At 67.8% G+C, this 22,972-nt stretch carries 20 protein-coding genes; 3 read left to right on the top strand and 17 right to left on the bottom strand.

All coding sequences use genetic code 11. The annotated features are described in order from the left end of the window. Positions 1-47: 47 nt before the first annotated feature. The 4 genes from J3R73_RS20985 to J3R73_RS20970 form a co-directional block, all read right to left on the bottom strand. A complete protein-coding gene (locus J3R73_RS20985; protein WP_307431385.1) occupies positions 48-965 on the bottom strand; it encodes a polysaccharide deacetylase family protein in 918 nt (305 codons plus the stop codon). Between the two features lie 48 nt (positions 966-1,013). Beyond that, a complete protein-coding gene (locus J3R73_RS20980) occupies positions 1,014-2,123 on the bottom strand; it encodes a substrate-binding domain-containing protein (RefSeq protein ID WP_307431381.1) in 1,110 nt (369 codons plus the stop codon). A 36-nt stretch (positions 2,124-2,159) separates the two neighbouring features. After that, positions 2,160-3,212: an ABC transporter permease gene (locus J3R73_RS20975; protein ID WP_307431378.1), complete on the bottom strand. Its 1,053-nt coding sequence runs from the start codon at positions 3,210-3,212 to the stop codon at positions 2,160-2,162. Positions 3,213-3,303: 91 nt separating this feature from the next. Beyond that, positions 3,304-4,860, bottom strand: coding sequence for a sugar ABC transporter ATP-binding protein (locus J3R73_RS20970; RefSeq protein WP_307431376.1), 1,557 nt, complete (start codon positions 4,858-4,860; stop codon positions 3,304-3,306). Positions 4,861-5,005: 145 nt separating this feature from the next. Between J3R73_RS20970 and J3R73_RS20965 the strand changes: the two genes are divergently transcribed. Then, the gene (locus tag J3R73_RS20965; protein ID WP_307431373.1) at positions 5,006-5,932 is read left to right on the top strand and encodes a helix-turn-helix domain-containing protein; all 927 of its coding nucleotides are present in this window, start codon (positions 5,006-5,008) and stop codon (positions 5,930-5,932) included. A gap of 53 nt (positions 5,933-5,985) precedes the next feature. Here the strand turns inward: J3R73_RS20965 and J3R73_RS20960 are convergent, their stop codons facing one another. The 4 genes from J3R73_RS20960 to J3R73_RS20945 are packed head-to-tail and all read right to left on the bottom strand — an operon-like array spanning position 5,986 to position 10,089. Continuing rightward, positions 5,986-7,539, bottom strand: coding sequence for an ABC transporter permease (locus J3R73_RS20960; protein WP_307431371.1), 1,554 nt, complete (start codon positions 7,537-7,539; stop codon positions 5,986-5,988). Further along, entirely contained in the window at positions 7,536-8,315 is a 780-nt protein-coding gene (locus tag J3R73_RS20955; protein ID WP_307431367.1) for an ABC transporter ATP-binding protein, read from the bottom strand. The genes J3R73_RS20960 and J3R73_RS20955 overlap by 4 nt, the downstream gene beginning before the upstream one ends. After that, positions 8,312-9,301: an ABC transporter substrate-binding protein gene (locus tag J3R73_RS20950; protein WP_307431364.1), complete on the bottom strand. Its 990-nt coding sequence runs from the start codon at positions 9,299-9,301 to the stop codon at positions 8,312-8,314. The genes J3R73_RS20955 and J3R73_RS20950 overlap by 4 nt, the downstream gene beginning before the upstream one ends. Positions 9,302-9,330: 29 nt before the next feature. After that, complete coding sequence (locus tag J3R73_RS20945; RefSeq protein ID WP_307431361.1) at positions 9,331-10,089, bottom strand: 5-formyltetrahydrofolate cyclo-ligase; 759 nt, start codon at positions 10,087-10,089, stop codon at positions 9,331-9,333. A 152-nt stretch (positions 10,090-10,241) separates the two neighbouring features. Between J3R73_RS20945 and J3R73_RS20940 the strand changes: the two genes are divergently transcribed. After that, positions 10,242-11,090, top strand: a complete 849-nt coding sequence (locus tag J3R73_RS20940) for a MurR/RpiR family transcriptional regulator (protein ID WP_307431358.1) — start codon at positions 10,242-10,244, stop codon at positions 11,088-11,090. 12 nt (positions 11,091-11,102) lie between these two features. Here J3R73_RS20940 and J3R73_RS20935 read toward each other — a convergent pair whose 3' ends face one another. The 7 genes from J3R73_RS20935 to J3R73_RS20905 all read right to left on the bottom strand — a co-directional run bounded on the left by J3R73_RS20935 (position 11,103) and on the right by J3R73_RS20905 (position 18,683). Then, positions 11,103-11,636, bottom strand: coding sequence for an NADH-quinone oxidoreductase subunit B family protein (locus tag J3R73_RS20935; RefSeq protein WP_307431355.1), 534 nt, complete (start codon positions 11,634-11,636; stop codon positions 11,103-11,105). Positions 11,637-11,737: 101 nt separating this feature from the next. Then, positions 11,738-13,297 (bottom strand): hydrogenase large subunit, encoded by a 1,560-nt coding sequence (locus J3R73_RS20930; RefSeq protein ID WP_307431352.1) that lies wholly within the window; start codon positions 13,295-13,297, stop codon positions 11,738-11,740. 5 nt (positions 13,298-13,302) lie between these two features. Beyond that, positions 13,303-14,754, bottom strand: coding sequence for a hydrogenase 4 subunit F (locus J3R73_RS20925; RefSeq protein WP_307431350.1), 1,452 nt, complete (start codon positions 14,752-14,754; stop codon positions 13,303-13,305). Continuing rightward, complete coding sequence (locus J3R73_RS20920) at positions 14,751-15,416, bottom strand: hydrogenase-4 component E (protein WP_307431346.1); 666 nt, start codon at positions 15,414-15,416, stop codon at positions 14,751-14,753. The genes J3R73_RS20925 and J3R73_RS20920 overlap by 4 nt, the downstream gene beginning before the upstream one ends. Beyond that, positions 15,416-16,372, bottom strand: coding sequence for a respiratory chain complex I subunit 1 family protein (locus J3R73_RS20915; RefSeq protein ID WP_307431343.1), 957 nt, complete (start codon positions 16,370-16,372; stop codon positions 15,416-15,418). Before J3R73_RS20915 ends, J3R73_RS20920 begins: the two co-directional genes overlap by 1 nt. Next, complete coding sequence (gene hyfB, locus J3R73_RS20910; RefSeq protein WP_307431340.1) at positions 16,363-18,378, bottom strand: hydrogenase 4 subunit B; 2,016 nt, start codon at positions 18,376-18,378, stop codon at positions 16,363-16,365. Before hyfB ends, J3R73_RS20915 begins: the two co-directional genes overlap by 10 nt. Next, a complete protein-coding gene (locus J3R73_RS20905; protein ID WP_307431337.1) occupies positions 18,375-18,683 on the bottom strand; it encodes a helix-turn-helix domain-containing protein in 309 nt (102 codons plus the stop codon). The genes hyfB and J3R73_RS20905 overlap by 4 nt, the downstream gene beginning before the upstream one ends. A gap of 770 nt (positions 18,684-19,453) precedes the next feature. Here J3R73_RS20905 and J3R73_RS20900 point away from each other — a divergent pair. Beyond that, the gene (locus tag J3R73_RS20900; protein ID WP_307431333.1) at positions 19,454-19,606 is read left to right on the top strand and encodes a hypothetical protein; all 153 of its coding nucleotides are present in this window, start codon (positions 19,454-19,456) and stop codon (positions 19,604-19,606) included. 176 nt (positions 19,607-19,782) lie between these two features. Here J3R73_RS20900 and J3R73_RS20895 read toward each other — a convergent pair whose 3' ends face one another. Together J3R73_RS20895 and J3R73_RS20890 are read right to left on the bottom strand one after the other, a co-directional pair. Beyond that, positions 19,783-21,168 carry an aspartate aminotransferase family protein gene (locus J3R73_RS20895; RefSeq protein ID WP_307423883.1) on the bottom strand — a complete coding sequence of 462 codons (1,386 nt, stop codon included), beginning with the start codon at positions 21,166-21,168 and terminating at the stop codon, positions 19,783-19,785. A gap of 96 nt (positions 21,169-21,264) precedes the next feature. Beyond that, on the bottom strand, positions 21,265-22,953 hold the full coding sequence (locus J3R73_RS20890; protein ID WP_307431330.1) for a hydantoinase B/oxoprolinase family protein: 1,689 nt from the start codon (positions 22,951-22,953) through the stop codon (positions 21,265-21,267). Positions 22,954-22,972 lie beyond the last annotated feature (19 nt).

Genomic DNA, 22,972 nt, shown 5'->3' with positions numbered 1-22,972 from the left:
CGCGTGAACGCCGGCCGGACCGGCGCTTGCCTGCTGCGGTCTGGAGGTCACGCCACCGGCGTGATCTTCTGCCGGCCGTTGGCGCGCTCCCACGCCGCCCAGGCCTCGTGCTCGTTGACGTCGCGCAGCGGATCGGGATCGGCATAGACGATCTCGGCGATGCGGTCCTTGCGCAGGAAGGCCACGCCCTTGTGCCGGGCGGCATACTCCAGGAAGCGTCCGAGCGAGCGCACGCGATAGGGCCGGCCCTGGATGCGGTCATGCGTCGAGATCGCCATCATGCGGCGGCGCACCGCGGCTTCCTCGTAGAGCTGGTCGAATTCATCCTTGAGCTGCTGCTCGAATTCGAGGGTGGAGAATTTATAGGCTTCGAACTGGATGATGTCGTTGAGGTTCAGCGTGTAGGGCACGATCGCCATGTCGCGGTCGCGCACCTTGATCAGGAAGGGTTCGTCGCGGCTGACGTCGTCGATGAAATAGCGGAAGCCGAGATCCTGCAGGATCTTCAGCGTGTTGATGGTGCCGCGCATCGCGGCGCCGTTATAGCCGATCGGCGTCTGCCCGGTCGCCCGCCGCACGCTGTCGATATTGTCCTGGATGAACTTCCTCTCGGCCTCGTATTCGAGATCATATTGCTGCACCCAGTCGCGCCCATGGGCCGCGGCCTCGTGGCCGCGCTCGACGATCTCCCGGGCGATCTCGGGGGCCCTGTCGACGGCAGAGCCGACCATGTGGGAGGTCACCTTGATGCCGAATTTGTCCCAGAGGTCGAGCATGCGCTGGATGCCCTCCCGATAGCCATATTTGTACCAGGACTTGGTCGGGAAGTCGGGATAGGAGGGGTCCATGTCGATGAACCCCGAGAAGGGGCCGCCGGGGCCGTAGGGGGCTTCGCCGCCTGCTTCCATCTGCATCGAGATCGAGATCACGAGGCGGATGCCGTCGGGCCAATGCGCTGTGGTCATGGGAGTTTTCCTTGATGTCGGTGGATGAGGAGGGGGGCGTCGGCCGGGCTATTCGACGCCCCAGATCTTGCGGTAGACGTCGCGATAGCCGTTGTCGGGGTCGTAGGCGTTCTTCGGGCCGCCGTCGGAGCCGATATTGGCCGAGGTCACCAGATGGACGGGCGCGCTGAAGCCGGACGCGGGCGCGCCAGAGAAGGCTCGGTTGAGTTCGTCCACCGCCTGCCAGCCATGGAGCCGCAGCGGCTCGGCCACCGTCGCCGACTGGTAGGCATTGCTCCGGATGCGCTGGAACGCGGCCTCGCTGCCGTCGCCCGCCGAGATGTTGCGGGGATGGCCGTCAGCGGCGATGCCCGCCGAGATCAGCGAGGAGGACATGAAGTCGAAGGTCAGGTCGTTGATGCTCAGCGAATAGGTCCAGTCCGCTCCGAAGCGCTGTAGCAGCGCGGTCGTGAGCTGCGGCATGCGGGTGCTGGCATCGGCGAGGGGCGTATCCTCGACGTCGAGCAGCCGGCAGCCGCCGCAGGCCTTGACCACCGCCGCCATCGCATCCGACTTCGCGATGGCGATGGCATAGGCCGAATCCGTGAAGATGACGACGCCGGCCTTGCCGTCGGAATCGGCCACGGCGAAGGAGGCGGCGGCCTTGGCAACGTCGAGCGGATCGGTGGCGATGTTGTCGAAGAGCTTGAATTCCTCGGACGGGCCGGGCTTGGTGACCGAGTGCCAGCCGACGACCTTGATCCCGGCGGAAACCGCCTGCGCGATCAGCTCCTGCTGCTCCTTCGCGTCGACGGTGCCGAGTACGATGCCGTCCGGCTTGAGCGCCATCGCCTGCTGCAGGGCCGAGGAATGTCCGGACACGGTGCCCTGTCCGTCCAGCACCCGTACCGTCCAGCCGATCGCCGCGCCCGCCTCCTGCAGTCCTTCGCCGACGCCGAGGGCGCCGCCGTTGCGCTGGTCGGCGGAGACGTAGACGATGGTCTTGCCCTTCTGCGCGGCCGGGCCGGCGGTCGGGCCGGTCCAGGGCGGATTCGGCTTCGAGATCGCGGTGACGTAGGCCTTTGCCGCTTCGGCCCCGGCGTCCTGCGAGCGGGCGGCGTGGAGAGGCAGCAGGGCCAGAGCGAGGCCGGCCATGGCGATGGTGGTTTGCCTTGTCATCGGGATATTCCTCCTGTTTTTGACTGTTCAGTCTGGTTATGGATTCTTGACGGGGGCGGGGCGCGGAAGGGCGCGTTCGCCGGCACGGCGGCGCTGCGCATAGCCGGCGATGCCGATGGCGACGAGCAGCGTCGCGCCGTTGAAGAGGGGTTCGATGTAGAAGGCGCCGCCGAATTGCTGGATGCCCGAAATCCCGACGGCGAGGATGGTCACCCCGATCACCGTGCCCCAGACATTGACGCGGCCCGGCTTGATGGTGGTGGAACCGAGGAAGGCGCCGACCAGGGCCGGGAGGAGGAATTCGAGGCCGACGCTGGCCTGGCCGATGCGGAGCTTGGCGGCGAGCACCACCCCGGCGAAGGCGCCGATCGCGCCGGATGCGACGAAGGCGCCGATGACGAATCGGCGGGTGCGGATGCCGTTGAGCGAGGCGGCGCGCTGGTTGGCGCCGATGGCATAGAGCATGCGCCCGGCCGGCAGATAGTCGGCGAAGATCCACAGGACGATGCTGATCGCCAGCACATAGATGGCCGCCACGGGGATGCCGAGGAAACTGGCCGTGTAGAGTTCGGTGAAGCCGGCCGGCAGCGAGCCGACGACCTGGCGTCCGCCGGTGTGCCAGAGCGCGAGGGCGTAGAGGACGGTGCCGGTGCCCAAGGTCGCGATGAAGGAGTCGATCTGCGCGATCTCGACGAGGAGCCCGTTGAGGAGGCCGAGCGCCGTGCCGAGCAGCAGGACGACGAGCACGGCGGCCGGCCAGCTCAGGCCGAGCTGCGTCTGGAGACTGATGGCAAGGACATGCCACATGACGATGCCGTAGCCGACCGTCAGGTCGATGCGGCCCGCCATCATCGGAATCATCGCGGCGAGCGCCAGCAGGGCGATGATCGACTTGTCGCCGAGGATCGACCGCAAATTGAGGAGGGTCGGAAAGGTGTGCGGCAGCACCGCCGAGAAGAAGGCGATCAGCAGGATCGTCAGGATCGGCAGTCCGTAGACCGGCACCATCCGCCCCGCGCGCTGCCAGGCCGGTAGCACGGCGAGTTCCCGCCGCGTCGGCTCGAGCGCGGTCGACCTGATGGATTCCATGGCTCCTCTCCCTTGTTTGCGCAAAGCGGCTCCCTCCGCGGCATGCGCCGCGGGCGCCTCGTTCTCTTCTGTCGTTCTCTTGGTCGGTCGATCAGGCCGCCGCCGTCGTCGGCGACAGGGAGGCCGCATTCATCAGCGCCTCGATGGACAGGGCCTCGCCCGCGAGTTCGGCGACGATGCGGCCGGACCGGAACACATAGGCCCGGTGGCAGATGGACGTGACTTCCTCGAAATCGGTCGAGATGAGCAGCACGCCCTGGTCACGGCCGACGGCGTCGCCGAGGAGGCGGTAGATCTCCGCCTTGGCGCCGACATCCACCCCCGCGGTCGGGTCTTCGAGGATCAGCAGCCTGCCGCCGATGCGGATCCAGCGCGCCATCACGACCTTCTGCTGGTTGCCGCCCGATAGGGTCCCGATCAGGGCCGAGGGGGCGTTGGGCCGGAGGCCGACGGCGGCGCCCAGCTGCCGCGCCTCCGCCTCCTCGGACGGCCTCGACCGCGGGCTGAGCAGGGGCCGCCCCGCGGCCACGGGATTGAGGAACATGTTTTCGCGGATGTTCATGCCATGCGCGATCGATTCGGCGTTGCGGTCGCCGGCGACCATCAGCACGCCCTGCTCGATGGCGGCGAAGGGATCGCGGGGCAGGAAGTGTTCTCCGGACAGCAGCATCCGTCCGGCGCGGGGTTTTTCGACGCCGAAGAGCGTCTTGCCGACGAGGTCCTGGCCCGCCCCGCGCAGGCCGACGAGGCCGACGATCTCGCCTTTGCCGAGCGCGAGGTCGAGCGGCCCGGCCTCGCCGGTGCACAGGCCTTCGAGGCGCAGGAGATCGCGGCCGTGGCTGCGCGCCGGCGGGCGGACGAAGACCTGGTCGGGCGCCTTGCCGATGATCAGGCGAACGAGTTCGTCCGCATCGAGATCCGCCGTACGCTGGCAGGCGACCACGGCACCGTCGCGCAGGATCACGACGCGATCGGTCAGCGCATAGACCTCTTCGAGGCGGTGGGAGACATAGATCATGCCGACCCCGCGGCCGCGCAGCCCCCGCAGCACATCGTGCAGCCGGTCGACTTCCGATTGCGGCAGGCTCGCCGTCGGCTCGTCGAGGACGATCAGCTCGGCCTTGCCGGCGAGGGCGCGGGCGATGGCGACGAGGGATTTCTCGGTCCGGCTCAGGGTGGCGACGCGGTCGTCGGGATCGAGGTCGCCGCCGACGAGGGCGAGCGCCTCCCTGGCTTGTGCGCGGCCCTTGCGCCAGTCGATGAGGCCGCCGCGGCGCGGATAGCCCGTCCCCATCATCATGTTCTCCGCCACCGTCATCCAGGGAATCAATCCGAGGTCCTGGTGGATGAACGCGATCCGGCCGGCCTTCGCCGCGGCGGAGACGGTCTCGCCTCCGAACAGCATGGTGCCGGCATCGGCGCGGAAGACGCCGGCCATGATCTTGATCAATGTCGACTTGCCCGCGCCGTTCTCGCCGAGAAGAGCGACGATCTCTCCCCTGGAGACGGAAAAGGAGACCTCGCGCAGCGCTGTCGTTCCGCCGAAGCGCTTGGCGATGCCCCGGACATGAAAGATGGCCTCGCCGCCGGGAGACGAGGAGGAGGGCGTGACTACGCCTTCCGGGGCAAGGCCGTGCCGATCCTGCATTCGCAACCTCCCCGGATACGCGACTCGTCTTTCGACGTCGCCTCTTGCTTCCATCACGATGTCACGCTAGCGATGTGTCTGCATTCTGAAATGGGCCATTGTTTTTCTTTAATCGGCCAATCCGGGATGCGTATGGGAGGAAGCGATGCGACCCTTGGAATCACCGGGCACATGTCCCCTGGCCGGCAATCCGGCCGGCCTGCAGGCCTTCGTCCTCGGACCGCGCGACGAGCGCTTTGCCGTCGACGGCGATGCGCCGACCCATGCCATCGGCCTGGGGCCCGTCACCTTCGATGCCAGTTCCGAGGGAGAGGCCGGCGGCATGCTGGTCTGCATCAACAGGGGCGAGGCGAAGCTGCTGGGGCATTCCGGGCGATGGACCCTTCCGGCCGGCCATATGGTCTACATACCGCCGCAGCGCTCCTACCGGCTGGCGGCCGTGGTTCCGACCCAATTGTCCCTGGTCAAGTTCACGGCGGCGGAAGCCGATTGGCACCATGAGGGCTGCTGGGCGGTGGCGATGTCGCCCCTCGCCAGCGAAATGATCTCCTTCGCCCATCGCTGGGGCCGCGACCGCGACCGCACCGATCCCCTCGCCGAGGATTTCTTCCGCACGGTCGGCAGGCTGTTCGCCGAATGGTTCAGCAATGAGCGCAAGCTGTGGACGCCGTTCGGCAACGTGCCGGATATGCAGCGGGCGATCGCTTATGCGCGCGACCATCTCGACAAGGCCAGCGTCACCGAGACGGCCGCCGCCGCCGGCATGTCGGAGCGGACGCTCCGGCGCCGGTTCAAGGAAGAGCTCGGCATCAGCTGGCGGGATTTCGTGACGGAGATGCGCATGAGCAAGGCGATGGAACTGCTCAGGGACAGGCACAGCAGCGTCACCGAAACCGCGCTGACCGTCGGGTTCAGCAGCATCGGCGCCTTCACCGTCGCCTTCACCAATTATACGGGCATGACGCCCAGCCTGTTCTCGCGCCGTCGCTGCGACGGGCTGCCGGGCTCGCCGGCCGCCGGCGTCTCGCCGCTGCCGGGCGGCAGCGGCAGGTCCAGCCCGGCCTGGCAGTAGCGCCGCGATGCGGTCTCGCGGGGCCGGGGGCAGCCCGACGACGGGCCGGCGGTCTATCGCCCGCCGAAGCGCCTCAATGTGACGCGCTCGCCGGCGACGACCAGCTGGTAGAGCGCGACGGAGATCAGCACCGAGACGAGCGCCACCGCCCAGATCATGCCGTAGTCGAGCCGGCCGCGCGCCTGGTTGAGCAGATTGCCGAGGCCGCGCCCGGTGGCGAGCCATTCGGCGATCATCACCCCCAGCAGGGCGCGGGGCGCCCCGAGGCGGGCCGCGGCGAACAGATGCGGCAGCGCCGCCGGAATCGAGACGATGCGCACCTGTCGCCACCACGACGCGCCATAGGCGCGAGGCAGATCGAGGGCCGCACGCGGCACGAGGGCGAGCCCCTGGGCGATGGCGACATAGGCCGGAAAGAAGGTCACGGAGACGGTGATGGCGATGGTGACGGCGGTGCCCCGCCCCAGCAGCAGGACGAGGAGCGGCGTCAGCGCCACGAGGGGCATGGTCTGAGTCACCAGCGCGGTCGGCAGCAGGAGGCGCGACAGGGTGGGCGCGGCTTCGCCGGCAAGGGCGAGGAGGAAGGCGCAGGCGAGGCCGGCGAGCAGTCCGAGCAGCACCGTCGGCATGGTTTCACCCAGCGCGGCGAGGAGACGGGCCTGGACGGACGCCGCATTCGGCCCGGTGATCAGATAGTCGGCGAGCGCCGCCGGCGATTTGGCGATCAGGGCCGGCAAATGGAAGCCGTCCACCAGGCCGGCCCAGATCAGGAACGGCAGGATGGCGGCCCCGGCGAGGACGAGCAGGCGCAGCAGCGGATCGGCCGGCCCCGCCGCCTCGCCCGGGCTTGCCGTCGCCGCGATGGTGACGGCGCGCGCCTGCCCGGTGGCGCGGCGCGCCAGGACGGCGAGGAGGGCATAGGCCAGGCCCGCCATGGCAGTGGCCGACAGGCCGATGCCCCAGAGCCTCGCCGGATCGGCCCGGCCGAGCGAACCGATGAGATAGGCGCCGAGCCCGTAGCGGCCGCCGCCGCCGAACTCGGCGAGGATCGCGCCCAGCACGGCATTGGGAGCGGCCACCTTGAGGCCGCTCAGGATGACCGGCAGCGCGCTGCGGGCGCGGATCAGGCGCAGCACCGCGCCGGCGCCCCCGCCATAGGCGCGCACCAGGTCGAGCGCGCGCGGATCGATCTGCGTCAGGCCGAGGACCGTCGCCGTCATCACCGGGAAGTAGCAGCCGAGCGCCGCCAGCACCACCCGCGGCGCGATGCCGTCGAGGCAGAGCACCAGGATCGGCACGACGGCGATCGGCGGCAGGGCGAAGATGGCGATGTTGACGCCGCGGGCGAGCCGCGAGGCGAGCGGCGACAGGGCGAACAGGATGCCGGCGGCGATCGCCGCCGCGCTGCCGGCGAGGAAGCCGAGCGATGCGGACAGGGCGGTGGCCGCGATATGAGGGGGATAGTCGCTCCGGTCGAGCCACCAGCGCGCCGCGATCGCGCTTGGCGCCGGCAGGGCCCCCTGCGCCACCAGCTGCCATCGGCCGAGGATTTCCCAGACGAGCACGGCGAGGACGATCCAGGCGAGATCTCGCTGCCAGGCCTTCATTCGACGGGCGTCCCGTGCAGCGCTTCCGCCACCTGGTCGGTGAGGCGGTGGAAAGCCGGATCGGTGAAGAGGGAGGGCAGGCGCGGCCGCGCGAAGGGCACCTCGACGATGCCGGCGATGCGGCCGGGACGGCTGTGCATCACGGCGATGCGGTCCGCTAGGAAGACGGCCTCGTCGATGCCGTGGGTGACGAGCAGCGTCGTCGCGTGGCTTTCGAGCCAGATGCGCTGCAGCTCGATGTTCATCTGGCGGCGCAGGATCTGGTCCAGCGCGCCGAAGGGCTCGTCGAGGAACAACACCGCCGGGTCGGTCACCAGCGCGCGGGCGATGGCGACGCGCTGGCGCATGCCACCCGACAGTTCGCCGGGCAAGGCCCGCTCGAAGCCGCCGAGGCCGACGAGGCCGATCAGGTTCGCGATACGGCCGGCGGCCTTGCGCCGCGGCTGTCCGAGCACGTCGAGGGGCAGGGCGATATTGGCTTCGACCGAACGCCAGGGCAGCAGGGCCGGGTCCTGGAAGGCGATGCCCGTCTCCCCGCGCCGGATCGCCTCGGCGGGAGGCGCCCCGCCGATCGTCACGCTGCCCCGGTCGGGGCGGTCGAGCCCCAGCGCCAGCCGGAGGATGGTCGACTTGCCGCAGCCGGAGGGGCCGATCAGCGCGGTGAAGGAGCCCGCGGGGCAGGCGAGCGACACCTTGTCGAGCGCGGTGAAAGCCTGCCCCCGCAGGCGGAAGGTCTTGTCGAGGTCGCGGACGACGACGTCGCGTGCCGGCCTCATCCGACTTCCGAGAGGAGCGTGGTGTCGAACATGTCGGCGCGGGCCTTGATGCCGGTGCGGCCGAGCGCTTCGATCGTCTTGGCGATGGTCTCCCCGCTCAGGGCGAAGATGCCCTCCGGCGTGTCGATCAGCGGCTTCTGCGCGGCGTTGTAGAACAGCTCGTTGTCGATCGTCCGCCCTGTGCCCTTGAAATAGCTGTCGGCGAAGGTGGCAGGATAGGCCGAGGGGTCCTTGAGGTTCTCGGCCCAGCCCCTGCGGCTGGCGCGCAGGAAGGAGACCAGCTCCTTGCGCTTCGTCTTCAGGGTGTCTTCCGTCACCACGACGGTGTCGTTGGTGATGGTGAAGCCGAAATCATAGAGCAGGAACGACACCGCGTCCTTCTGGCTGGTGGACTTGATCGTATAGGGCACGTTGGTGACGAAATCGATGGATGCGTCGATCTCGCCCTTGATCAGCGGGGTGGGATCGTACTCGTAGGGCACGATGGTGACCTTCGCCTTGTCGATGCCGTTGAGGGCCAGCATGCTGTCGACGGAGGTGCCGTTGACCGGCGGCACCGCCAGCGTCTTGCCGATGAGGTCCTTGGGCGAGGTGATCGGCTTGGAGGCGAGCGAGACGACTCCGAGCGGATTCTTCTGGTACTGCGTGCCGATGATCTTGAACTTGGCGTTCTGGTCGGTGATCGCCTGCACGGTGGTGTCGGGCGAGGTCAGCGCCACGTCGCATTTGCCGGCGGCGAGCGAGGCCTCGGGAATGACGTCGGGGCCGCCCGGCAGATAGGTCAGCTCCAGCCCTTCGTCCTTGTACCAGCCCTTGTCCATGGCGATGTAATAACCCATGAACTCGGCGTCGTTGGACCAGGACGCCTGCAGCGTCAGCGGCGCCGCCGCGTGGGCGGCACGGGGAAACATCGCCGCGGCGGCGAGGGCGGCGCCGGCCGAAAGCACGGTGCGGCGACGGACGATCGCGGTCTTCAGGATGGTCATGGCAGTCCTCCGGTGTGGTGGTGATCGCCTCAGGCGCCGCTGAGGCCGTGCATGGTCTGCAATTCCTTGAGGGGAGGGGTGGCAGCGATCTGCCTGGGGTCGAGGAGGTCCCAATGCACGCCGCGCGGGCGCCTCGCGGTCCGCTTGACCTCGATCATCCGCGTCGGCGTGGCGATCCAGTCGACCAGGATGTCGGTTGGGCTCGGAAACAGCCTTTCTTCCACCACCTGGAGATCATGCACCACGGCCACCACCGGCGTTGCCTCGTCGACGATGCCCACATCGGTGAACATGCCCCATTCGAGGTCGAAGAAGCCGTGGCCCTTGCCGAAGCGCACGCCCTCCATCGACACGGCCGAGGCGCCGGTGACGAGGAGGTCGAAGCGGCCCCGCGAGGTGACTTCGGCCAGGGTGATCGGCCTGCCGAAATGTTCGAGCCCGTCGAGCCAGGCGGCATAGAGTTCGTGCCCCTTCGGCACGCTGCCGGGCTCGATGATGTAGAAGCCGCGATAGATGCCGTAGGTCGACACCACCAGCGGCACGCCGGCCGCGATGAGGCGGCGGCGCAGTTCCACCAGCCCGTTGTCGGGCGTGACGAAGGCGTAGCGGCAGCGGCGATAGGCCTCGAGGGCGCAGACCCGGTCGGTCGCCGCTTCCGATCCGAGGAAGTCCGGGATCACCTCGGCGAAATTGGTGTGGAAGCGGGAATCGGGCAGCGCCACGTCGGCAAGCTTCGCCCATATCTTTTGCCGGATGATCTTGTTGCCGCTGGCGGAGGAGGTGGCCATCGATTGCCTATGTTACGGTCGTTTCTTTTTTCTGCAAGCTCTGAAACAATTATTTCAGTGTTGTGAAACGCTGTCACGCCCAAAGAATCGGCAGGCACAGCACCGATCGCAGGCAGTGTGGACGCTCGAACCGCTGCGGGTTAGGTTGCCGCATGTCCACGCGCCTCGCTCTCCGCATCCAGGAACGCTTCGAGAAGCTCACGCCCAGCGAGCAGAAGCTGGCGGCCCTGATGCTCGACCGCCAGGATGACCTCCTGACCTATTCGGCCACCGAGCTTGCGAATTTCGCCGGCGTCTCCAAGGCGACGGCGGCACGGCTGTTCCGCAGCCTTGGCTACAGCGATTTCAACGAGGTGCGCCTGCAGGCGCGCGAGGAGCGCAACCGCACCGCGCCTTTCGAGCGCCGCTCGGCCAAGGTCACGCAGGTGCGCGGAGCGCGCTCGATCGAGGCCCATCTGCAGATCGAGGTGGCCAATCTCACGCGCAGCTTCGAGTCGCTGCGCTCGGATCGCCTGAACGAGGCGGCCGATGTTCTGACGGAGGCTTCCCGCCTGTGGCTGCTCGGGTTGGGCCTCGACGAGGGCCTCGCCCGCTATGCCCGGCTTCTCTTCGCGCGCTTGCGGCCGAACGTGCAGCTGATCGGCTCGCAGCCCGGCGCCTGGAGCGAGGATCTGGCGATGACCGGCCCGGGCGACGCCCTGCTGGTGATCAGCGTGGCGCCGCGCCCGACCATTATCCGGCCGATTCTCGACTATGCCCGCACCACGCGCATGGCCATCGTCGCCGTCACCGATATCGGATCATCCGCCTGGGCTCGCCGCTATGCCCGCGTGGTGCTGCCCTGCCACGGGGCTGGCGACCAGGCCGGGACCTCGCATACCGTTCTGATGTCGATGCTCCGCCTGCTCGCCCTGGCGTCCGCCGAGCGCATGGGGCGGGCTTCGGCGCAGCGCTCCGAACTCATCGCCGAGATTCACGAGGAACTCGAGGACGAGGAATAGCGTGCTGCGGCCTCACGGCGTCGCCGCTTTGCTGTTCACGCCTTCGAGCAGGGCCAGGAGCCCCTTCAGGATCTCGACCGGCGGCGGCGGGCAGCCGGGGATGTGGAGGTCGACCGGCAGCACCGCCGACACGCCGTCCATGACGGCGTAGCTTCCCGCGAAGCACCCGCCGTCGCGGGCGCAGTCGCCGAGGGCGACCACCCATTTGGGATCGGGCGTCGCGTCATAGGTGCGCCGCACCGCCTCGCGCATGTTCCGGCTCATCGGCCCGGTGACGAGAAGCACGTCGGCATGGCGCGGCGAGGCGACGAAGCGGATGCCGAAGCGTTCGAGATCGTAGAAGGCATTGCCGAGCGCGTTCATTTCGAGTTCGCAGCCATTGCAGGAACCCGCATCGACGGCGCGGATCGCCAGGCTCCTGCCCAGCCTCCGGCGGGCGGCGCCGTCGAGGGCGTGGACGAGTTCGCCGACTGCCAGGCTGCTCGCCGGCGGCCGGGGCTCGGTGAGCGGGGAGTGGATCAGGCTTTTGAACAGGAGCCTTCGCATGACGCTCGATCCTCACGATGCGTTCCAGCAGGCTGGCCGTCTGGAGGTCTGCCGTCCCCGCCTTGCTCGCCGGAGATGACGGAACGGTATCGAAGAGCCTCTCAGAGGTCGCAGCCCGAATAGGAGCAGTTGAACGATTTGTTGCAGAGGGGAAAGTCGGCGACGATGTTGCCTTCGATGGCCGCTTCGAGAAGCGGCCATTGGAACCAGGAGGGGTCGCGCAGGCGGCAGCGCTCGACGAGGCCGGTTGCGGCGATGCGCAGCCAGACGAGGACGTCGCCCCGAAATCCCTCGACGATCGCCATGCCTTCGCGCGTCGCTACTCCTTCGCGCGTCGCTGCTCCTTCGCGCGGCCCGTCCGATGCCGTCACGTCGGCGCGAACCGGGCCTGCTGGCAGCCCTCGCAGGATCTGCTCGATCAGCGACAGGCTCTGCTCGACCTCCCGGATGCGGATCCAGACGCGGGCATTCACGTCGCCTTCCGCCAGCACCGGCACGTCGAAGGCGAGTTCGTCATAGGGCGGGCAGGCGAAGGCGCGCCGGGCGTCGAACCGCCGGCCGGAGGCCCGGCCGACATAGCCGCCCGCGCCATATTGCCGGGCCAGCGCGGTGGACAGCCGGCCGGTGCCGACGGTCCGGTCCTGCAGCGATGCCGTATTGTCGTAGAGCCTGACCAGCGCGGGAAAGCGCGCCCTGATGTTCGCGAGCAGGGCGCGGATGGCGGCCGCTCCGTCTTCCGCGAGGTCTGCCGCGGTTCCGCCCGGCACGATGCGGTCGCGCATCAGGCGATGGCCGAAGGCGGCGTCGCTCGCCCGCAGCACGCGCTCGCGCAGGACGCCGCAATGGGCGAGCATGAGCGGGAAGGCGGCATCGTTGCAGACGGCGCCGATATCGCCGAGATGGTTGGCGAGGCGCTCCAGCTCCGCCATCAATGCCCGAAGCCAGGCCGCACGCGGGGGAACCGCGATGCCCAGCGCCGCTTCGGCGGCGCGGGCGAAGGCGAACGCATAGGCTACGGTGCTGTCGCCCGACGTCCGGCCCGCCAGCCCGGCGGCGCGGTCGATGCCGGCGCCGGCCATCAGGCCTTCGATGCCCTTATGGGTGTATCCGAGGCGCTCCTCCAGCCGGACGATGGTCTCGCCACTGGCGGTAAAGCGAAAATGGCCCGGCTCGATGATGCCCGCATGCACCGGCCCCACGGCGATCTGGTGCAGGCTCCCGCCCTCCGCCGGAAGGAAGTGGTAAGGGGACGCCGCGGCCGGCATCCGTGTCCCGAGCGGGTGGACGAAGCCCCATTGGCCGTGATCGAGCCAGGCCCTGGGATCGGGCGTATCCTGCGGCACGAGGCCGAACAGGTCGGCGGCCGCGCGTTCGAGCCGGATCGCCGGCGGATGGCGCCGGCCGACCGAGGGATAGCGCCCGTCCGGGCATTCCAGGCTGGCGACGGCGGCCTCGCCGGCCTCTTCGTCGAGCAGGGCGATATGGACGGCGCCCGCCTCGCCCCAGAGGTCGAGCAGGGTCAAGCGCCCCTCGGCGAGATGCTCGACGGCAAGGTTCCAACTGTCCGTGGGCACGGCGGCGCGGATGAAGGGCGCATGGTGCTCCGCGCGGCGGCCCGCCGCCGCGATGTCCGTCAGGGTGGAGGGGGTGCCTTGCTTCATCCGCCTCACCCCAGGAGTTTCGCGACATGCTGGAACCAGGCGACCACGGCCGGGGGCAGATAGAGGCCGGCAACCAGCACCAGGGCCAGATGCGCATACATCGGCAGATAGGGCGCCTTGACGGGCGCGAGGCTGCCGCGCGGCTCGCCGAAGGCGATGCCGGTCAAGCGCAGCAGCAGGGCGCCGAAGGCGACGAGCAGCCCGAACACCAGCGCGACGGCGAGGCTGGGATGCCTGGCGAATGTCGAGCTCACCACCAGGAACTCGCTCATGAAGATGCCGAACGGCGGCAGGCCGGCAATGGCGATGACGCCGACGACGAAGGCCCAGCCGAGCCCGGGATGGCTCTCGGTCAAGCCGCGGATCTCGGCGATCCTCTGCGTGCCCTTGACCTGCGCGACATGGCCGACGGCGAAGAAGATCGCCGCCTTGGTCAGGCTGTGCATGACCATGTGCAGCAGGCCGGCGAAATTGGCGAGCGGGCCTCCCATGCCGAAGGCGAACACGATGATGCCCATATGCTCGATCGAGGAATAGGCGAACAGGCGTTTGATGTCCTGGCGGCGGTAGAGCATGAAGGCGGCGAAGATCACGGAGGCGAGCCCCATCGCGATCATCAGCGGTCCGGGCGCCAGTGCGTTCGGGCTGGCGGCGAGCAGGATCTTGAAGCGGAGCACCGCATAGAGGGCGACGTTGAGGAGCAGGCCCGACAATACCGCCGAGATCGGCGTCGGCCCTTCGGCGTGGGCGTCCGGCAGCCATGCATGCAGGGGCGCCAGGCCGACTTTCGTGCCGTAGCCGAGCAGCAGGAAGACGAAGGCGACGTTGAGCAGGGCCGGGTCGAAACGGGCGGCCTGCCCGACCAGCACGGTCCAGATCATGGCGCTCGCGCCGTCCTGGACCACCGGCTGCGCCGCCATGTAGACGAGGATGGTGCCGAAGAGCGCGAAAGCGATGCCGACGCTGCCGAGGATGAAATATTTCCAGGCGGCTTCCAGGGCTTCGGGCGTGCGGTAGAGGCCGACCATCAGCACGGTGCTGAGCGTGGCGAGCTCGACCGCGACCCACATCAGGCCGATATTGTTCGACACGAGCGCCAGGTTCATGCCGAACATCATGACCTGGTACATGGCGTGGTAGAACCGCAGGTTCGCCGCGGTCAGCCGGCCGATTTCCAGTTCATGCGCGATATAGGAGGCGCTGAACACGCTGGTGGTGAAACCGACGAAGGTATTGAGCACGATGAAGACGATGTTGAGATCGTCGACGAGGAGGTACGGCCCGGGCGCCGGCCGCGGCGTGACGAGCAGCGACAGCGCGGCGAGGAAGGTCAGCAGGCTCGCGGCGACGTTGAGGCGCGCCGTCAGCCGGTAGTTCGGCAGCAGCGCCAGGGGCACGACGGCCGCCGCGGGTATCGCCAGGACGGCGGCCACCGCATCGAGAGGGAATGCGGTCATCGATGTTCTCCCCGATAGTCGTCGAGCGCGCCGACATCGACCGAGTCGAACCTCTCGCGGATGCGGAACAGGAAGATCCCGATGACGATGAAGGCGATCAGCACCGAAAACGCCACGCTGAATTCGACGACGAGCGGCATCCCCTTGGCGCCCGTCGCCGCGAGCACCAGGCCGTTCTCGAGCGACATGAAGCCGATCGCCTGGCTGACGGCGTTGCGGCGGGTGACCATCACCAGCAGCCCGAGCAGCAGGATGGAGAGCGCGAAGGCGAGGTCCTCGCGGGCCAGCGGATCGGCATAGGGCGTGACCCGCAGCATCAGCACGAGGGACAGGGTGACCAGGCCGATGCCGGCGAGCATGGTCGGACCGATGCCGACGGCGGTCTCGATGTCGCGATGAATGCCGAGGCGCTGGACCATGCGGTGCAGACCTACGGGAATGACGATCGCCTTGAACGCGAGGGCGATCGCCGCGGTGATGTAGAGATGGTGGGCGTCCTGGATATAGGCCTGCCAGGCGACGGAGAGCACGAGGACGAGGGAGTGGAGCGCGAACATGTTGATCAGCGCGGAAAGGCGGTCCTGATAGAGCATCATCAGGCTGACCAGAACGAGGCCGCCGGCGAGCAGATGGGCGATGTCGAAGGTGAGGCCACCGCTCATCACAGGCTCCTCGACACGAACAGCAGCAGCGTGCCGAGCAGGGCCAGCATGAGCGCGACCCCCAGGAAGTCCGGCACCCGGAAAACGCGCATCTTGGCGATGGCCGTCTCGAAGACCGCGAGGAGGAAACCGCCCAAAGTAAGCTTACCCAGATAGGCGAGGGCGCCGACAAGATAGAGCGCCGGCGGGCTCCCCGGCGCCACCAGCCCCCAGGGCATGAAGACGCAGGAAATCAGGGACATGTAGAGCAGCAGCTTCAGGAAGGTGGCGAACTCGATCATCGCCAGATGCCGTCCCGAATATTCCAGGATCATGGCCTCGTGGACCATGGTGAGTTCCAGATGCGTCGCCGGATTGTCGACGGGGATGCGCCCGTTTTCGGCAATCGCCACGATGACGAGCGCGATGAGCGACATGCCGAGCGAGACCCGGAGCCCGGCTTGCGGCGAGTTCATGAAGGCGGCGATCGTCGAGAGCTGGGTCGCGCCGGCGACGAGGGCGAGGCTGAACACGATCAGCAGCATGGCCGGCTCGGCCAGCGAGGCGATCATCACCTCGCGGCTCGAGCCGATGCCCCCGAAGCTCGTGCCGACATCCATGCCCGCCAGCGCCAGGAAGAAGCGGGCGCTTCCCAGGAGCGCGACGATGGCGATGAGATCGGCGGTCCAGCTGAAGGTGAGGCCGGTGGCGAAGGTCGGGATCAGCGCGGCGGCCACCCAGGTGGCGGCGAAGATCAGATAGGGGCTGACGCGGAACAGCCACGAGGCGTTGTCCGCCAGCACGACCTCCTTGCGCATCAGGCGCAGGAGGTCGCGATAGGGCTGCAGGAGGGAAGGCCCGCGGCGCTGCAGCAGCCGGGCCTTCGTCTTGCGCACGAAGCCGGTGAGAAGCGGCGCGAGCAGGAGCACCAGCATCATCTGCGCGCCTTGAACCGCGAATTCGGTGATCATGGCCATAGGGTGAGCGCCAGAAGCAAGGCCACGAGATAGACGAAGACGAGGGACAGGTAGCTGCGGATCGTCAGGAACTGCAGATAGTTGAGGCGCTCGATGGCGTAGTCGACGGCGTCCGTGATCGGGACATAGAGCCACTCCCAGGCCAGATCATGCATCGTGACGGTAAGGCGTGCCGGCACCGTCGAGCCCGGCGCCGGCATGTCCACCTCTTCGCTTGCGCGAAAGGCGAAGGCGAAGACGCGGCGGAGGGGCTGGGCGAAACTGACGGCCGTGTATTGTCCGGACGGCCCGATATCCTGAAAGCCGCAGCCCCAGGCCGGCCCGCGGCGCAGCGCCCGCGAGGCGAAGCGGTGGATCGCATAGGCGGCGAGCGATGCGGAGACGGCGATGAACAGGAAGACCAGCAGGCCGTTATACGAACTGCGGCTCTCGGCGATCGGCACGATCGACAGCCAGGGCTGCGTCATCTGCGGCGGCATGCGGGTGCCGACGAGCGAAAGCGTCACCGGCGCAAGCCCGTCGATGACGACGCCGGGCAGGATGCCGGCGAGCAGGCAGAGGCTTGCGAGGATGAACATCGCCGCCAGCGAGCAGCGGTCGACCTCCTGCGCACGCTCCACGGCGGCGCTCCTCGGCCGGCCGAGGAAGGTGATGCCGAACGCCTTCACGAAGCAGGCCGCGGCCAGGGCGGCCGACAGCGCCAGGAGGCCGCCGACGGCCGGCACCATAACCTTCAGCGCCCATTGCGGCAGGTCGGGGCTCTGCAGCACCGCCTGGAAGGCCAGCCATTCGGAGACGAACCCGTTGAACGGGGGGAGCGCCGAGATCGCCACGCAGCCGACGAGGAAGACGAAGCTGGTCAATGGCATGCGATGGATGAGGCCGCCGAGCTTTTCCATGTCGCGCTCGCCGGTCGCCGTCAGCACGGCGCCGGCGCCGAAGAAGAGCAGGCTCTTGAAGAAGGCGTGGTTGAGGACGTGGAAGAGCGCCGCGGTGAGGGCCAGCGCCGCCGCCCATCCCATGGCGTTCGCCCCGAAGGCGAGCGCCAGGCCGAGACTGACGAAGATGATGCCGATGTTCTCGATCGTGCTGTAGGCGAGGAGGCGCTTGAGGTCCTTTTCCATCAGGGCGTGCAGGATGCCGAGGACCGCGGTGAGGCCGCCGAAGAACAGCACGACGACGCCGGACCACCAGCTCGGCGGTCCGAGGAGATCGAACACCACCCGGATGAAGCCGTAGACGGCGACCTTGGTCATCACGCCGCTCATCAGCGCGGAGACATGGCTCGGCGCGGCGGGATGGGCGAGAGGCAGCCAGACATGCAGGGGGACGAGGCCGGCTTTCGATCCGGCGCCGAGGAGCATGAGCCCCAGCACCGCCGCGGCGACGAGCGGCGTGGGGCCGCCGGCGCGTATGGCCTCGAACGTATAATCCCCGCTCGAGCCGGACAGCAGGCCGAAGGCGAGCAGCAGGGCGAAGGTGCCGAAGCTGGCCATGACCAGATAGATGTAGCCCGCCCGCCTGTTGTCCTGGTCCCGGTGGTGCGCCATGACGAGCAGCCACGAGGCGAGGGACATGAACTCCCAGGAGAGCAGGAAGGTGAAGGCATCGTCCGCCAGGAGCACGAGGTTCATGCCGGCGAGGAACGCCGGAAAGAACGGCAGCACCCGGTGCGGCGCGGATTCGTGGAGACCGTAGCCGAGCCCGTAGAGACTGGACGCGGCGCCCCCGAGATTGACGACGACGAGGAAGAAGGTGGCGAGCGCGTCGAGGTGGAAACGGGCCCCGATCCAGGGTAGGCCGAGCGGCAGCGCAACCGTCGACGTGGCGGTCGCATCGGTGGCGAGATGGCCGACGGCGAGCGCCAGCAGGACGGCGGAAATGCCGAGGGTCGCGCTATAGACGAGGCGTGTCGCGGAGCGGTGCCGGCTGACCGCGATGGCCAGCACGCTAGTTCCCAGGAGCGCGGCGACGCCGCACAGAAGAACTGCGACATCCAGGTTCACGCCGCGCTCCTTATCCCCTGTCTGGCCTCTGTGCCGTCGCCGAGCCTGGCGGGATCGTGCTCGGCCTTCAGCCGGACGCCACGGCCGCCGACCTGGCTGGACGCGCCTTCCGCGATCAGTTCGACGCCGGCGAGATCGAGCGCCCCGACGAGCTTCATCAGGGAATCGACATTGCCGCGGATGATGCCTTCGCTGGCTTCCATGCGCTGGATCGTCGGCACAGAAAGACCGGACAATTCGGCAAGCTTGCGCTGGTCGATGCCGAGGAGCGCCCGTGCGGCGCGCAGCTGCGGAGAAGTTATCACGGTCGATTCTCTCTCAGCCATCAGACATGAAGTCTACACGTTGCAATATACATTAAGAGGTGTTAAAGTCAAGACATGATATCTGAGACATCAGTTTTGTGATGTCTCCATATCGAAATGGTGTCGGCGCCATGAAGACTTTGGCGAACGCTGTCGTTTGGGCGAAAGGGTGCGGACGAAAGTTGTCCGTTGCAGCGATGCAGTAAAACCGGAGGATGTCGGGCAGTCCTGGAGGATATGATCCCGCAGGCGGAACGGTTTCCCTCCGGATTTCGGGTTTTTTCGGCTGGAACGGCAGGGCCGGTCGCGGCGAGAGCATTCTCCAGAAGAGTTGTTTCGGCTTTTCGATTGAGAAAAGGCGTCAAGACAATGGGTTAGAGAAAAATTGTGATGCGGTGGAATCGCAATTTTCTCGAGCGGCGAGGGCTCGGCTGGACGCTCCTGCCGTCGACCCGTTGGATCCTCGTGTGGACCAAGGATGATGTCTCGGGGGAGGTGGTGTTGCGCGACGAGGCATGCTCGGCGGGAGGCGTGCAGCTCCCTCACCGGTCTCCCGGGCGTCGGGAGGGAGCGGGAACGGGCGATGCCTTCGGCAAGGCGCGCCGCCGTTCCTCGGCCGATGATGGCATCCGGGGAGGACTGCATCGCGCCCGGGCGCCGCGGCGATCGCCGCCGCCCGCGCCGTATCGAGGACATGCCGGCGCCGGCCCGGCGGAGACGGTGAAAGAGGTCGCAGGGCCATGATTTCGCCCGATCCGGACCGGAGCGCCATGGCAAGGATCGTCCGGCGGGCGTTGTTGTCCGCGGCGCTCATGCTGGGCGCGGGCGCGGCGCTCTATGTCGCGATGGGCATCTGCGCCCTCTCGGCCGTCCTGTTCGCGGTAGCCTGCGGCGTCATCTCCGAGATGGCCGCCTATATGTGAAGCGCGAGGCCCCGCCCGCCAGGTCCGGGATCCAAGTCGACGATGATCGGACTTTCTCCCGGATGCACGGACGGGATGTCCGCGCATCCGGTGACGATGCGAACCCTACAGGCATGTATGGCCCGCCTTCGGGGGCCTGTGGGCAGGACCCCGGCGGGGATATGCCGCGCTCCTGCTCAGACGGCAGGCATGCCTGCGGCGATCCAGGCCTGGATATCCTCGAGGGTGCGGGCGAAGCGGTCGATCATCTCGTCGACCTGGGCTTCGGTGATGATGAGGGGCGGGCAGAAGGCGATCGAATCCTGGATGGCGCGGATGATGAGGCCATGCTCATGCGCCTTCTCGAAGAAGCGGAAGCCGACCTTGCCGGGGGGATCGAACTTGGCCTTGCTGGCCTTGTCGGCCACCAGTTCGACCGCGGCGATGAGGCCGACGCCGCGCACTTCGCCGACGAGCGGATGGTCGGCGAAGGCGCGCAGGCGGGCCTGCAGATGGGCACCGACCTTGGCGGCATTCGCCACCAGGCCGCGTTCCTCGATGATGGCGAGGTTTTCGAGGCCGACGGCGGTCGCCACCGGATGGCCGCTGGCGGTGAAGCCGTGGCCGAAGGTGCCGAGCCGCTCGCTCTGGTCGGCGATGGCCTGGTAGATGGCGTCGCTGACGACGACGGCGGCCAGCGGCTGGTAGGAGGAGGTGATCTGCTTGGACACCACCAGCATGTCCGGCTGGATGCCGAAATGCTCGCAGGCGAACAAAGTGCCGAGGCGCCCGAAGCCGTTGATGACCTCGTCCGCCACCACCAGCACGTCGTGGCGGCGGCAGACGGCCTGGACCTTCTCCCAATAGGTGCGCGGCGGCACCAGCACGCCGCCGGCGCCCATCAGCGGCTCGCCGATGAAGGCGGCCACCGTCTCCGGGCCCTCGGCGAGGATGGTGGCCTCCAGCTCGGCGGCGAGGCGGTCGGCGAAGGCCTCCTCGCTCTCGCCCGCCTCGGCGAAGCGGTAATGATGCGGGCAGGTCACATGCTTGACGAAGGGCAGCGGCAGGTCGAAGCCGCGCTGGTTCACCTGCAGGCCGGTCAGACTGCCCGAGGCGATGGTGATGCCGTGATAGCCGCCGTTGCGGGCGATGAACTTCTTCTTCTCCGGCCGGCCGAGGGCGTTGTTGTAGTACCAGGCGAGCTTGACGACGGTGTCGTTGGCTTCCGAGCCCGAATTGGTGAAGAAGACATGGTCGAGCCCGTCCGGCGTCATCGTCGCCAGCTTCTCGGCGAGCTCGATCGAGGGCTCGTTCGATTTATGCGTGAAGGTATGGTAGTAGGGAAGCTTGGCCATCTGCCGCGCCGCCGCTTCCACCAGCCGGCTCTCGCCGAAGCCGACGGCGACGCTCCACAGCCCGGCCAGCCCCTCGATATATTCGCGCCCCTGGTCGTCATAGACATGGATGCCCGACCCCCGCTCGATCACGATCGGGCCGTTGCGCTCATGCCGGCGCATATTGGTATAGGGATGGATCTGATAGGCGATGTCGCGCGCATGCAGCGAATTGGGCAGAACGGTCATCGGAGGAGCTTTCCTGAAAACGGATGGACGGCCGGCGTCGGAGACATCGGCCGTCGAACGGGGAGGGGCCGGGCGTAAAGCGCCCGGCGGTGCGGTTCAGCGGGCGGCGTAGACCGTCCGCGCCTGTTCGGGCGTGATGAAACCGTCGAGCAGGTCTTCCTTCACCAGCGCCGGATCCCGCTCTTCCGGGGGGCCCCAGCCGCCGCCGGCCGGCGACGAGATCTTGATCCTGTCGCCGGGCTTGATCGGGACATTGGCGAATTTGCTCGGCGAGACCTTGTTGAAGGCCTGGGTGATCGTCAGCCAGTCGTCGCTACCGTTGCGCTTCATGAAGAGCTCGGCGCGTCCGCCCTCATGGCCGCCGTGGATGCCCCACGGGCTGACCTTCTGGCGGTCGCTCATATAGCTGAACGTCATCTCGGTATCGGTGCAGCGCACGGTCTTGGAGAGAGAGAGGCCGCCCCGGAAGGTGCCGGGGCCGCCCGAGCCGTCGACGAGCTTGAATTCCTCGACATGCCAGGGGAAGCGATATTCGAACACCTCGACCGGGATGTGCGGGCAATTGCCGTTGATGCCGCCGACCGCGTCGTTGCCGTCGGCGAAGCTGCGCCCGCCCCAGCCCACGGGGGTGAGGTCGTAGCAGCAGAAGAACTCGCCGGTCTGGTTGTCGGTGCCGCCGAAGAGGAAATTGCTGTGGCTGGCGCCGTCGGTGGCGGCGGAGCGCTCCTTCAGGCCGGGGGCGAGCGCTCCCATCACCACATTGGCGATACGGCAATGCGTCTCGGTGTTGCCGCCCACCGAGGGGCCGGGAAAGTTGACGTTGACCACCGATCCCGGCTCCGCGAGGACCCGGATCGGCCGGAAGCAGCCCGAATTCTTCGGAATGGTGGAATCGGTGAGCTGCAGGACGGCATTGTAGGCGGCGCCGTGCGCCACGCCGAGCGTGCCGTTGATGGGTCCCTTGGCCTGGGGCGAGGAGCCGTGATAGTCGACGATGAGGTCGCTGCCCGACACCGTCACTTCGGCGCGGATGGTGTAGACCTTGTCCTCGATGCCGTCGTCTTCCATGCAGTCTTCGAAACGGTAGCGCCCGTCCGGGATCTTCTCGATCTCCGCCCGCATGCGACGTTCCGAATAGTCCATCAGCGCCATGACGTTCTCGCGGAAAGATTCGACGCCGTGCTTGCGGGCGAGGTCGGCCATGCGCCGCTCGCCGAGGTCGATCGAGGCGATCAGCGCGCGGAAATCGCCGTAATTGTAACGCGGTGTGCGAACGTTCGCCAACAGCAGCCGCCAGATGTCGTCGACATCCTTGCCGGCGCGCTTGATCTTCACCGGCGGCACCCGCAGCCCTTCGTGGAACACCTCCGTCGCCTCGCCGGCGAAGCCCGCCGGCGCCATGCCGCCCACTTCGCAGACATGGCCGATGGCGACCGCGAAGCCGATGAGCGTGCCGTCGACGAAGACCGGCTTGAAGAAGGTATGCTCGGGGGTGTGCAGTCCGCCGCGATAGGGATCGTTGTGGAGGATGACGTCGCCTTCCTCCAGGTCCTCCAGCGCGATCTCCTGCACGCAGGAGCGCAGCAGCAGCGGCATGCCGCCGATCATCGACGGGCAGAAATCGCCGGTCGCCACCAGCTCGCCCGTCGGCAGGGCGAGACCGCAGGTGAAGTCGAGCGATTCGGAAAAGATCGTCGAATAGGAGGTGCGCATCAGCGTCACGCCCATGTCCCGGCAGATCGAGACCAGGATGCCGCCGACGATGTTCAGGGAAACCATATCCATCTCAAGAACTCCTTCGGGC

It is taken from the genome of Labrys monachus (assembly GCF_030814655.1).
Lineage (GTDB): Bacteria > Pseudomonadota > Alphaproteobacteria > Rhizobiales > Labraceae > Labrys > Labrys monacha.
The sequence above is the reverse complement of the archived record's forward strand: the minus strand, read 5'-3'. Positions and strand labels throughout refer to the sequence as shown.

What these genes read in the sequence shown, in the direction of transcription:
- J3R73_RS20985 (WP_307431385.1), bottom strand. Translation starts at nt 965, where the DNA reads ATGACCACAGCGCATTGGCCCGACGGCATCCGCCTCGTGATCTCGATC.
- J3R73_RS20980 (WP_307431381.1), bottom strand. Translation starts at nt 2,123, where the DNA reads ATGACAAGGCAAACCACCATCGCCATGGCCGGCCTCGCTCTGGCCCTG.
- J3R73_RS20975 (WP_307431378.1), bottom strand. Translation starts at nt 3,212, where the DNA reads ATGGAATCCATCAGGTCGACCGCGCTCGAGCCGACGCGGCGGGAACTC.
- J3R73_RS20970 (WP_307431376.1), bottom strand. Translation starts at nt 4,860, where the DNA reads ATGCAGGATCGGCACGGCCTTGCCCCGGAAGGCGTAGTCACGCCCTCC.
- J3R73_RS20965 (WP_307431373.1), top strand. Translation starts at nt 5,006, where the DNA reads ATGCGACCCTTGGAATCACCGGGCACATGTCCCCTGGCCGGCAATCCG.
- J3R73_RS20960 (WP_307431371.1), bottom strand. Translation starts at nt 7,539, where the DNA reads ATGAAGGCCTGGCAGCGAGATCTCGCCTGGATCGTCCTCGCCGTGCTC.
- J3R73_RS20955 (WP_307431367.1), bottom strand. Translation starts at nt 8,315, where the DNA reads ATGAGGCCGGCACGCGACGTCGTCGTCCGCGACCTCGACAAGACCTTC.
- J3R73_RS20950 (WP_307431364.1), bottom strand. Translation starts at nt 9,301, where the DNA reads ATGACCATCCTGAAGACCGCGATCGTCCGTCGCCGCACCGTGCTTTCG.
- J3R73_RS20945 (WP_307431361.1), bottom strand. Translation starts at nt 10,089, where the DNA reads ATGGCCACCTCCTCCGCCAGCGGCAACAAGATCATCCGGCAAAAGATA.
- J3R73_RS20940 (WP_307431358.1), top strand. Translation starts at nt 10,242, where the DNA reads ATGTCCACGCGCCTCGCTCTCCGCATCCAGGAACGCTTCGAGAAGCTC.
- J3R73_RS20935 (WP_307431355.1), bottom strand. Translation starts at nt 11,636, where the DNA reads ATGCGAAGGCTCCTGTTCAAAAGCCTGATCCACTCCCCGCTCACCGAG.
- J3R73_RS20930 (WP_307431352.1), bottom strand. Translation starts at nt 13,297, where the DNA reads ATGAAGCAAGGCACCCCCTCCACCCTGACGGACATCGCGGCGGCGGGC.
- J3R73_RS20925 (WP_307431350.1), bottom strand. Translation starts at nt 14,754, where the DNA reads ATGACCGCATTCCCTCTCGATGCGGTGGCCGCCGTCCTGGCGATACCC.
- J3R73_RS20920 (WP_307431346.1), bottom strand. Translation starts at nt 15,416, where the DNA reads ATGAGCGGTGGCCTCACCTTCGACATCGCCCATCTGCTCGCCGGCGGC.
- J3R73_RS20915 (WP_307431343.1), bottom strand. Translation starts at nt 16,372, where the DNA reads ATGGCCATGATCACCGAATTCGCGGTTCAAGGCGCGCAGATGATGCTG.
- J3R73_RS20900 (WP_307431333.1), top strand. Translation starts at nt 19,454, where the DNA reads ATGGCAAGGATCGTCCGGCGGGCGTTGTTGTCCGCGGCGCTCATGCTG.
- J3R73_RS20895 (WP_307423883.1), bottom strand. Translation starts at nt 21,168, where the DNA reads ATGACCGTTCTGCCCAATTCGCTGCATGCGCGCGACATCGCCTATCAG.
- J3R73_RS20890 (WP_307431330.1), bottom strand. Translation starts at nt 22,953, where the DNA reads ATGGATATGGTTTCCCTGAACATCGTCGGCGGCATCCTGGTCTCGATC.